The organism is Natronococcus sp. JC468 (genome assembly GCF_012163165.1).
Lineage (GTDB): Archaea > Halobacteriota > Halobacteria > Halobacteriales > Natrialbaceae > Natronococcus > Natronococcus jeotgali.
In genome coordinates, this window is the sequence record NZ_JAAVUO010000071.1 from 1 (window position 1) to 10,692 (window position 10,692).

9 protein-coding genes are annotated in these 10,692 nt (G+C 51.1%); 4 read left to right on the forward strand and 5 right to left on the reverse strand.

Features of this window, described 5'->3' with window-relative positions; genetic code table 11:
* Positions 1–119 precede the first annotated feature (119 nt).
* A complete protein-coding gene (locus GWG54_RS19875) occupies positions 120–626 on the reverse strand; it encodes a lactate utilization protein C (protein ID WP_006825333.1) in 507 nt (168 codons plus the stop codon).
* Positions 627–807: 181 nt separating this feature from the next.
* Here GWG54_RS19875 and GWG54_RS19880 point away from each other — a divergent pair, with 181 nt between their 5' ends.
* Together GWG54_RS19880 and GWG54_RS19885 are read left to right on the forward strand one after the other, a co-directional pair.
* Complete coding sequence (locus tag GWG54_RS19880) at positions 808–2,520, forward strand: L-lactate permease (RefSeq protein WP_049915129.1); 1,713 nt, start codon at positions 808–810, stop codon at positions 2,518–2,520.
* A 224-nt stretch (positions 2,521–2,744) separates the two neighbouring features.
* Positions 2,745–3,745, forward strand: a protein-coding gene (locus GWG54_RS19885) for an IS630 family transposase (protein WP_086009387.1) whose coding sequence is annotated in 2 segments (ribosomal slippage) — positions 2,745–3,237 and positions 3,237–3,745 — 1,002 coding nt in all. Because the reading frame shifts where the segments join, the coding sequence is not laid out codon by codon here.
* 64 nt (positions 3,746–3,809) lie between these two features.
* On the opposite strand, the gene GWG54_RS19890 is transcribed toward GWG54_RS19885, so the two are convergent.
* The gene (locus tag GWG54_RS19890; protein WP_167939381.1) at positions 3,810–5,468 is read right to left on the reverse strand and encodes a transposase; all 1,659 of its coding nucleotides are present in this window, start codon (positions 5,466–5,468) and stop codon (positions 3,810–3,812) included.
* Positions 5,469–5,732: 264 nt separating this feature from the next.
* On the opposite strand from GWG54_RS19890, the gene GWG54_RS19895 reads away from it, so the two are divergent.
* Together GWG54_RS19895 and GWG54_RS19900 are read left to right on the forward strand one after the other, a co-directional pair.
* A complete protein-coding gene (locus tag GWG54_RS19895) occupies positions 5,733–6,122 on the forward strand; it encodes a hypothetical protein (protein ID WP_167939382.1) in 390 nt (129 codons plus the stop codon).
* Positions 6,115–6,360, forward strand: a complete 246-nt coding sequence (locus tag GWG54_RS19900) for a HalOD1 output domain-containing protein (RefSeq protein WP_167939383.1) — start codon at positions 6,115–6,117, stop codon at positions 6,358–6,360. The genes GWG54_RS19895 and GWG54_RS19900 overlap by 8 nt, the downstream gene beginning before the upstream one ends.
* 1,226 nt (positions 6,361–7,586) lie before the next feature.
* On the opposite strand, the gene GWG54_RS19905 is transcribed toward GWG54_RS19900, so the two are convergent.
* From GWG54_RS19905 to GWG54_RS19915, 3 genes are all read right to left on the reverse strand, one after another.
* Positions 7,587–9,164 carry an alkaline phosphatase D family protein gene (locus GWG54_RS19905; RefSeq protein ID WP_312854311.1) on the reverse strand — a complete coding sequence of 526 codons (1,578 nt, stop codon included), beginning with the start codon at positions 9,162–9,164 and terminating at the stop codon, positions 7,587–7,589.
* A 207-nt stretch (positions 9,165–9,371) separates the two neighbouring features.
* The gene (locus GWG54_RS19910; protein ID WP_167939384.1) at positions 9,372–9,752 is read right to left on the reverse strand and encodes a hypothetical protein; all 381 of its coding nucleotides are present in this window, start codon (positions 9,750–9,752) and stop codon (positions 9,372–9,374) included.
* A gap of 115 nt (positions 9,753–9,867) precedes the next feature.
* Positions 9,868–10,185, reverse strand: a complete 318-nt coding sequence (locus GWG54_RS19915; RefSeq protein WP_167939385.1) for a HalOD1 output domain-containing protein — start codon at positions 10,183–10,185, stop codon at positions 9,868–9,870.
* Positions 10,186–10,692 lie beyond the last annotated feature (507 nt).

A 10,692-nucleotide genomic window follows, 5' to 3' on the forward strand; every position in this document is an offset into this window, starting at 1 on the left:
GCGGTGGACTCGTAACGGCCGTTGTTGAAGACCTGCGTGTTCTTGTGGACGCTGTCGCCTTCGGTTTCGAGAAGGTGGCGGATGCGTTCAGCTTTCCGTTGGCGGGTATCGACGCTCATCTATCTGTCCTCCAGGAGAACGACGGTGACTTCCACCGGTCCGTGCGCACCCTTTACGAGCGCGCCCATGTCCGCCGTAGCGCTCGGTCCGGTTGCGATGATAGCTTGCCCGGCGTCGCTACGAATATCCTCGGCGAGCCGATCGAACGTCGCGTCCATGTCCGGGAGGACGTCGCTGCCCGCGACGACGGCGACGTGTTCGTCGGCGTAGAGGCTTGCCGGTTCCTCGCCGTCGGGGCCGCCTTGGATAATCACGGACCCGTATTCGGCGATACCGTATCCGGCGGCGGTGACGCCGGTTTTAGCGGCCTCGAGTTCCTCTACCCCAGGATCGGTCTCTACGGCGTCCGGTAGAGAGACGTTCTCGAACGGGAGCGGAGCGCCGACTGCGGGTGTGCTGAGAAGCGGGATCAGCGTGGACTCGAACTGATCCGTACTTGTCCGGACGAGTTCGACCCCGACTTCCTCAAGGGACGATTCGAAGGTCGTGATTGGCTCGGCAGACATAGAACAACAATTTATGAAACAACCTAATGGGTGTTTCCCTCTGTAGGCCCTCTGATAGAATATGTTACATATTTCCATTATATAATAGACATTCATGGAAGACTATAGTGGATGCTGTAACAAAAAGAAAATGATATACGGTTGGTTACGCGACGCCGAAATACAGCTAAAATCAGTAACTATGCCTGATGTACTCACACTGGCGCTTGTCGGTGTCATTCCGATCGGCGTCGCGTTCGTATTGCTGGCTGGACTTCGGTGGTCAGCGGCCCGCGCAATGGGGGTCGGATGGTTGCTCGCGGGCGGTATCGGACTCACGTACTGGAGTATGGATCCAACATGGCTACTGGCGTCAGCGATCTACGGCGCGCTTCAAGCCGTAGACATCATTCTCATCGTTTTCGGTGCTATCCTCTTGATGAACTACCTCGAAGGGAGCGGTGCTATCGCCACTATCAGGTGGTACTTCGGTCAGATCGAAGAGGATCGGCGAATTCAGGTGTTGCTCATCGGCCTCGGCTTTATGACTATTATTGAAGGCGCGGCAGGGTTCGGTACTCCGGGCGCGCTCGCTGCACCGTTGCTCATTGGTCTTGGATTCCCGCCGTTAGCCGCCGCAGTATTCGGTCTTTACTTCAACGCCCCAAATCCGCCATTCGGTGCGGCCGGGACACCTGTTACCGGCGGGACCGGCGCAGTTATTGAACCGGCTCTGTCCGGCTCGATGAGCGTTAATGAGTTCCTCTCGGCAGTCTCTGCGTGGTCTGGTATTGTCACGGGACTTACGTACGTGTTTTGGGGCTTACTTGGCGTATTCTTCTTAACATACTGGTTTGGTGACGCCAGCGGTGGACGTAGCATTTCAAAGGCTGTGCAGAGCACTCTTCCCATTGCACCATTTGCGCTCCTCCTTGGTGTTGTCACTGGAGGTACACAATTAGTGATCGCGTGGTTCGTCGGACCCGCGCTGCCGGATATCGCTGCCGGATTTGTGGTCCTCGCGGTTGGTCTTCAGCTTGCAAACAACAATATCCTCATTCCCGAGAGCGAGTGGGACTTTCCCGAGGAGTCAAGGTGGAGCGATACATGGCTTGGCGGCCTCGAACTTGATGAGGTATCCCAAGACCAGTCGAAAAAGGAGATGTCCGTGCTGTTAGCGTGGACACCGTACCTACTCGTTGCGCTTGCGCTACTCATCACGCGGTGGCCAGACCTTACTATCAGTGGTGTCGCCGTTCTCGATTGGATCCAGAGTTTCTCTATTAGTCTTGACTCAATTCTTGGTACAGAGCTTGGATACACCCTCCAGTACCTCTATCTTCCAGGAACGATGCCGTTCATCCCTATCGCTATCCTTACCGGGTTCATCCACAAGATGGACACATCCCAAATGGGCATGGCGTGGCGACGCTCGGTTAAGCAGGTTGCTCCCGCTGCACTCACACTCGTTATTGCCGTCTCGATGACCCAAATAATGATCCAGTCACAAACGAATACCGCTGACTTCCTTGGTATGATGGAGGCTCTCAGCCGTGCGTTAGCTATGGGTGCCGGCGGTCTGCTTCCGCTCATTTCACCGTTGATCGGTGCCATCGGTTCGTTCATGACTGGAAGTAATACATCTTCGAACATTCTCTTTAGCGTGCTCCAGTACAATGCCGCTGACACAGTTGGTCTCTCCCGTACAATCGCCGTCAGCCTTCAGAACGTCGGCGGCGGTCTCGGAAATATGGTCTCGGTATTGAACATCGCCGCTATCTGTGGTGTCGTTGGAATCACCGGGCGTGAAGGGGACCTGCTGCGGAAAGCTATCATCCCAATGATCATATTTGCAGTGTTTGCTGGCCTATTCGGAATGTTACTGACGTACATCTTGGTTCCTGGCCTATTCTGATTCCATTTATCTTTGGTTAAGCCTCACACCACAGTTATGTAGCGGTGACTAGCGTCTCTTGTAAGATTGGCCGTTGCTTGTGGATTCTCTATCAGCACTTTACAAAGCCGTTGATTGAGAAGTCTGCTTGCTGAGTCCAACCAAGTAGAGCAAGCAGACAATGAGATATACGAGGGTTATAGTAGTCGTTAGAACTTTCAGCTCGGAAGGTGTTGCCATATGTAATGGACCATCTCGACGAGATTTCCGTCGAAGAACTTCAAGACGCCCTCAACAATGTTGAGGGAAACAAGCCGACACAACGATTGTTAGCTGCGATTGCGTACAAGAACGGCGTCACGCAGACCGAACTTGCCGAGTGGCACGATACCGGGCGAAGAACGATCTATAGCTGGCTGATACGACTTGATACGGACGAACCACTTGAGCAAGCCGTCTCTGATGCTCATCGATCCGGAAGAAAACGAAAGCTCTCAGAATCACAGCAAGAAGAATTCGAGCAAACCGTTCACGAACCGCCCGAGGAAGCCGGGATCGACGCGCCGGCGTGGACGCCGGCGCTCGTCCAGGAATTTCTCGAAGAAACCTACGGCGTCGAGTACTCTTATCCGAGTTGTCGGCGGTTGTTGAAAGAAGCTGGACTCAGCTATCAAAAACCGCGTCGTACAGCCGCCGAAGCTGATGAAGACGATCAAGAAGCGTTCCGTGACGAGATCAAAAAAAGCGGCGGGAGATGGACGCCACAATAGTCTGCATCGACCAAACCAAGAAATCCGTGCAGGTCGAGCCGCGTGCCGCGTGGTTCCCGCGCGGCACGCGGCCCTCCGTCGAACTCTCCGGGCAACGCGATTGGACGTGTTTGCTCGGCGCAATCACCGAAGACGGTGATCGCTTTTTCTCCCGATTCACCGAGTACGTCACGGCCGAGCACGCAAAACATTTCATTTTGGCATTATGCAAAGAATTTGAGGAGGACTTGATTGTGGTCCTCGATGGAGCGCCGTACTTTCAGGCGTCGGCCGTCACGGACCTTGCGGACCGTGACGGCCTCGCCTTCGTGACGTTGCCGTCGTATTCGCCAGAGCTGAACCCTGTCGAGGAATGCTGGAGACAGCTTCAAGCGTCTCTTAGCAACCGCTTCTTTGATTCACTTGACGAGCTGACGACAGCGATTGATACAGCTCTTGATCAACTCTCTACGCCAAAAGTGAGCAACTATTTCTAACTACTACTATAGCTTCCAGTGTCACCACTCAAAACTAACTCTCTCATGTGGATAGAGCAGCTGTTCACCCGATTCCGGTCTCCTTCTTCAACAGCGTGAGCGTGTTCTCAGCCGTTATGAGTGGTGTCTGCTCGTACTCGCCGGTCAATTCAATCTGTACAAGCAAATCAACCGCTCTCCAAATCGAATACAATAGACTGGCGAACGCGAAGTAGAAGAATCGTAGCACAAAGTTCTTCGACGTCGTCGCTGCCATGAACCGCTTAATGGTCTTGTAGCCGCTCTCAATCTCCCACCGAGAAGCATAGAAGTGAACCGCTCCTGGACGGCGGTTCGTCATGAAAACACTGTACTGCGTGTAATCGTCACTTTCAGCGTTTTCTCGTCGTCTGTAGATTAGGGTGGTCTCATGCCACTCGTTCTTCCCCAAGTGGAGTTTGCGGTCAGTAACGTAGCGGTCTCGATCCCACCGGAGTAGACGCTTTGCTTGAGCTCGTTCGCTCGTGTACATCCGCTTTGGAACAACATACCCGAGGCCGCGTTGATCGATTTCTTCGAGAATATGCTGGCTGTCGAACGCTCGATCCATCAACACACGATCGACGTGAACAAGGTCCTGCGCCGAGTCTAGCAAGTCCTCAACGATCTCACGACGACTCTCACCCTTTCGGATCGGCCGAGCGTCCAGTACCAATGGAACAGCTTTCCCAACCAACTGTATCGTCGCCCACTGGTAAGCGTATTCACCATCTTTTGTCCCGAGTATCTCGTCCTCGTGGCCTGTTCGATCGCCAGTGAACGGCTTTGCCTCGGTCGTATCGATCGCAACGAGTCCAGCACGATGGAAAACATCTGTCTCTGACACCTGGTCGATAAGCCGCTGCAACGCCTCGTGATACATCTCGCGAATCGACTCAATCGAGAGGCCACGGATATGATCTCGGTGAGCGTGTCCCAACGGCGTCCGATCTCGCTGAGAATCATAGAGGAAACTACGTGCTCCTTCGTTCGCTGCCAGATTCTCTCGGAGCCCGAGGTATGTCTGGAGATCCCAGAACGCGTTCGAGTGAATCTCACAGCTGTCTCCACGATTGAGCGAGAACACCGGATAGGCGATATGACTCACCTGTTCAGTAATCACATCTGCACGAGTGAGCACTTCGTGATCGGTGGGACTGGTCTCTTCATGGCTCTCAGAGGTACGAAGCGGGTCTCTGGGAACGTCGCTGCCTTCCCTGTTGGCGTTGATGAGAACGGTTCGTGCGCTCTTCTGGATCGTCTCCTGCAAATCAGGTGAGAACCGGCAGTGCCACGTCCGCCAGAGTGTTGACTGGTCAGGAAGCGTCTCGAAGCCAAGCTGCTGTTGGATCACTGGCTGATCTTTGAGATACTCCAGGAGTGCGGTTTCGTGGTCCCAACCGTAGGCTTCTTTCAGCAGAAACGCCCGAACCAGCGTTCGCATTGCGTACGTTGCTGGTTCGTCGTATTGATCATGCGGAGTCAGATCAACGTATTGCAACGGGAGTTCACAAATGAACTCGTCAACTGAGTTGTGCTCTTCGTAAGCAAACCAGGCGGATACGACAGTCCCAATATCCTCTTCAAGTGCCCCGAGCGAACTCCGGTCGTACAACTGTGTTGTGTCGTACGCTGGCCACTCTCGATGTGAATCCGTTGCGATCGCTCGAAAGACATCGCGTCGCGAAGACTGCGTGGAGGCCAATGGTCGAACGCTTCTAACTCGATCGCAAGAGTATATCTATACTGATCAATACAGGGCAAGCAAGTAACGGAGAGACGATCAATTTCTCCGATAGCTGTCAAAAACGCCTGCTGAATAGAGAGGGTTAGTGCAGCACGACGATCCCGTTTGTCCCACTCCAAAATTAGTGAACCATGTGGCCAAAACAAGGTGAGATTTTTATTCCGATAGTATGTTGCATTGTCGATCGGCAAGCCTGAAGAGGTTAGAGGGAATGGACATGGTATGTCATTCGACTCACCTAATGAGCAGAAATGGGCAGAACGATGGGATCAGTTATTTGACGTTCTTTCGGCCGGACCACGACGGGAGATTATTATTTCGTTGCGGGATGCACCCCTGGATCAACGGGTTCTACTGCCTGACGCTGCAGAGTCGCCCAATCAATCAATGGATTCCGAAACGTTAGCCGTCAAGCTGCGACATCACCACCTTCCGAAGCTCGCCGACGCAGGATACGTTCGTTGGGAGTCTGAACCGTTCTGTGTCCAGCGTGGACCCAATTTTGCCGAAGCGGAATTTATTGTTGAGAAGGTGTTCGAATCGATAGAGGAAATCCCTGATTCCTTGCTCACAAACTGTCGGGTTCTAGGGGAACTAGCTGCAGATGACTGAGACTGACCTCGTCGTCAAAGTTGTCGAAGCGATAGCCAACGCAGATGGCGTAGATCAAGAAGAACTCGACCCGCTTTACACATACATTGACCCAGGAATGTTAGAGGGTCTATCTGGACGAGAAAAGGGCGAGTGGAGCTTTACGTTCCAATATGCTGATCATCAAGTCACCATAACCCAGGGTGAGCAAATATTCGTTGACGGAGAACTGTATACCTCAGGCAAGGTGACGTGGTAGAAGATATGCGACCATACTTGATTCAATCTCTTTGCTCTGGACCGGAATTCTTGCTAGGTTGAAGTCAGACTCTAAGTCTTGCACAGGTCTCCTACCAGTTAGGGAATAGATCACAGCACACATCGTTAGACCCTTCGCCTGTACTGAGCGATCACCTCCTTCGCAAATCAAGCCACATCTCCTGCGACATTCGCGCGTTGTATGCAGCACGGCGGTATCAACACCTAGCTTGCCTTATAGAATTATCCATGTTAAGTTCGCATTCCTCTGTGGCGGCTCTTCCCGTGAAGGATTGCTGAAACGAAGTAGCGAAGCGAATGTCGATCCATATGCATTGGGCGACGCAGCCTCAACTACTGGAACGCAACTGTACTCAAGAGTGACAACCGCTACGTACAGGTGAAGGACTTACCACTTAGCAGAGTTGAACTCTATCGAGGGTGGATTGGGTCTGGAAGTGGTCGAAGTTCTGGCACCGTTCCTGACCGCTCAATCGTTTGGATTTCGGTGTTGTTCACTGTGACAGTAAGTGTTTCCCAGTCACTCGGCACATTTGCTCCACCGACAAGGTGAGTGACTGAACTGCATTGCGATTCCTCGAACTGCCTACTAGACGACGTTCCGCTACTGAATCCAGACGTGATGTCGAATCTCAAGACGAACTCATTCGCAGTAGAATGGGCCAGCTCTGGTTCGACTTCTCCTAATTCGCTACAGAACCTCACGTCAAACGTTAAATCCGCTGACTCACCGTCACTAACGATGTGAACCCACCCGCTATGAGCTTCCCCCTCGCTTGGGAACGATGTACGGTTCTCTGAGTATGCGAGTCCGAGTGATTCGTCACTCCCGTCGGTTTCGCTTTCATCCGATGTACTCGGGCTCACAGAATTCGTCATACCTTGACAGCCGGCGAGACAGCTAATACCAGCAATGGAACTAACAGCCAGCATCTTGCGACGGAATAATGGAGGGCTCATAAACTCAGTAAACGTGTACTCCTGACAAGTGCTTTTCTAATACCAGAATCATATACGTGGAGAATTGATAGTCGTCGTTTTGTCGCTGATAGATACGCACTTTCTCTGTATCAGCTCTTTCGGTGAAGACTCGTCAAAACGAAGTGACGAAACGGGTGACGATTCCATATGCATTGGAGAACGCAGTCTCAACTTCTGAGCAGGTAGAATGCATCGGGTCAAGCCCCAAGGCAGTTCACTCGCTTCCTAGTTCGGGTCTAGCTCTTTCGTAAACAGTGTTGTTCCATCACGGTCTTTCAACTGAACAGTCAAGATCTCACTATCACCATCAATGTCGACCTGACCGAAGAACTGCAGACCGGCACTGGGTGGAAGGTTAGCTTCGCCTTCTGGAGGGGCTTTCGAGAAGACGACCTCGGGACCGAATGTATTGTCGAGCTCGCTTGGGCCAAACGTTCCAGCATGAAGTGGACCGCTAACGAACTCCCAGAACGGATCGAAATCAGTAAACTGCGCTCGATCTGGATGATAGTGGTGGGCAGCAGTGTAATGAACGTCAGCGGTAAGCCAGACGAGATTCGTGATATTCTCTTCTGCAAGGAACGAAAGGAGATCGGCGATCTCGAATTCTCGGCCACGAGGCTGACCGTCCTCATTTGCTATCCCTTCGACGTACTCCCCGTCTGGGATCACGAGTCCAAGAGGCATATCCGAGGCGATCACCTTCCAGGTGGAATCAGAATCGGCCAAGGACTGTTTGAGCCAGGCAAGTTGCTCCGCGCCTAGAATTGCGGTGTCGGAACTCTGCTCGTCGGCTAGCGTAGCAGTGTTAGGCCCCCGATAGCTTCGCAGATCGAGCCGAAATATCTCGAGTGACGGACCGTAAGGAAAGGTGGAGTAATGTTCATCCCGATTATCTCGCTGTGCCCGAACGGGCATATACTCCATGAAGGCTCGCTGGCCGCGAGCAGCCAACAAGTCAACACTTTTCACGTCATGTGGATCATCTTCAGGGAGGATCTCACCAGGGTACCAGTTGTTCGTGACTTCATGGTCATCCCATTGGGCAATCATCGGGACCTTGGCGACGAAGTCCCGATAGTGTTCGTCCTGAAAGTTATACCGATAATTGCCACGGAAGTCGTCGAGTGTGTCGGCAACCTCAGCTTTTTCATCGACAACCAGATTATTCCAGACAGACCCGTCATCAAGTTCAATTTCTTCGGGCAGTGGACCGTCAGCATAGATTGCATCACCGGAATGAATGAAAAAGTCCGGGTCCACGCCACACATTGTCTCAAAGATGGTCATCCCATCTCGGCTCTGGTCGATCCCCCATCCTTGGCCGGCTACGTCGCCACCCCAGAGGAACCGAATATCGCGCTGATCTTCGGGTGGCGTCCGGAAGGATCCAGTCACAGGATCACTCCGTACTCCGGGTTCGGCTAGTGATTCAAAGATTACTCGAAAGTAAAGTTGTTTGCCCCGGGGAAGCCCGCCCAGATCGAGTTTGACCGTATAATCAGTGCTTGACAGCGCTGCTGGACCACGGATTGTCCGTATGTTCTCGAAACCCGCGTCAGTTGCGATCTCGATATACATACGTGCTGGTCGGTCAACCCGACTCCAAATGATCGCTCGGTCGCCAACCACGTCGCCTATCTGAACACCACATGGTTCCGGCACGCTTACGTCAGTTGTAGTCTGTGCAGCAGCACCGTTATGTTCTTCCAGACTCCCTGGTACACCTTGACTGAACACCGCCATTGAGGACACAGCACCTGCAGAATGGAGGATCTTTCGTCGCGTGAATTTCATTGACATTCCAACTTCAACAAGAAAGGAGCAATAATAGAAGTTTGATATTTCTAATATATATTTGAAAAGAGACTAGTATCGCTCTCTAATTTCCTCTATGATTCAGTAGAATCCATGATTCAGAGTGCGAGCCAGTCAAATCAATCTGTACAAGCAGATTTGGCCAACTGACGATGCTTCGTGAGGTACTGAGACTGCATTGGCCAATGCATCTTAATTTTCGTATGAAGGGAGATCTATAGAAAAATAACAATCAATACACATCTCAACGAAGGTGGAGAGATCATCAACCAAAATCTGTTTAGAAGTTTTATCGTATTCAATGAGATGTGCTTCTTTGAGCTTAGGAAGATGATTATGGTATAATTCTATTTCAAATGCTTTCATCACCTTATCCGGAACTTCTTCAGGTGAGATTTCGTATTTCCATGCAGCGAGACGACGTGCCATTTTAGTTCGTGAAGTGGCTCCCTGGTTTCTGAGTTGATATAGAATTTGTCGTCGCTGTGTATTGCTTAGGACAGTCAAAATTTCATCAAATCGCTCACTGCTGTTAATATCAATATTTTCTGAATTGTGCATGCCTGAATCCATCGTCAGACACATATCATGGATTCATAATAATTAAATGTGCCGCCTATATATATGGGTGTGTTTATAAATAAAGCAAGATGTACTCTACCTCACCACTGTATGAGTGAGGTGTCCTCTACTCCAAGTTAGTACGATTTAGTTGGACTTCGACCCAACCACTACTATCAACCAAAACCTCGACATCCTCGTATGTGAAGGAGACACTAATTGAGTCTTGTACATTATTGGTCCGTGGTGTCATGAGAGTATTTAATGCAGCGGGGTCAGCGTAATCGTATAACGGAGGTATCTTTTCGGGATCACGTCCAGTTATAGCGGCAATTGCGTTTATTACAGCCGTGCTTGGATTGTCTGTATCACACCACTCGTGTCGAATTCGCTCTGAAGATTTTGGGGTTGATTCATCGTCTTCAGGTGTGTCATCGCATGTCATAGGATTTCTCCATCACGAATGGCCGAAGTGACGGTATTGTGCTTTGATTCGATTGTTCCGAACTGTGATCCGAAAGCAACCCCTTCCCCATGTGTAATTGACACTATTGCACAAAACTCTTTTGAAGTGTTTTGAATAAAAGATATCCGTGTTAGTCATTCTACCGAAAATATAGTCCATACGTATATTATAGTTTTACAAAAAGAAAATTCTGGTTAATTCTAGTACTTAATGAATATTTGATATTCATATGTATTTCTGCATCCATATATTCGGTAGTTCCCATCGAATCAGAAGTTAGTCAGGACTGATAAGGTTAGATTCTCAGGAAGCGTCTGGATGGGTGTATGAAGTTCCTCTACCATTCAGACACTGTTCTTACGGCCTCTGACCTTGAAACCTTAGCGCTTGATCTCCTCTCTGAGATCCCGATCCCCGGAGTCGAAGGCTGCGGCTTCGACTCCGGGATCATCCGACAGACGCTCCTCCAGGCTGCTGTCGATCAGA

Bases quoted from the DNA above. Each gene is read 5' to 3' on its own strand.
- GWG54_RS19875 (WP_006825333.1), bottom strand. From the start codon at position 626: ATGTCTGCCGAGCCAATCACGACCTTCGAATCGTCCCTTGAGGAAGTC.
- GWG54_RS19880 (WP_049915129.1), top strand. From the start codon at position 808: ATGCCTGATGTACTCACACTGGCGCTTGTCGGTGTCATTCCGATCGGC.
- GWG54_RS19895 (WP_167939382.1), top strand. From the start codon at position 5,733: ATGTCATTCGACTCACCTAATGAGCAGAAATGGGCAGAACGATGGGAT.
- GWG54_RS19900 (WP_167939383.1), top strand. From the start codon at position 6,115: ATGACTGAGACTGACCTCGTCGTCAAAGTTGTCGAAGCGATAGCCAAC.
- GWG54_RS19905 (WP_312854311.1), bottom strand. From the start codon at position 9,164: ATGTCAATGAAATTCACGCGACGAAAGATCCTCCATTCTGCAGGTGCT.
- GWG54_RS19910 (WP_167939384.1), bottom strand. From the start codon at position 9,752: ATGGATTCAGGCATGCACAATTCAGAAAATATTGATATTAACAGCAGT.
- GWG54_RS19915 (WP_167939385.1), bottom strand. From the start codon at position 10,185: ATGACATGCGATGACACACCTGAAGACGATGAATCAACCCCAAAATCT.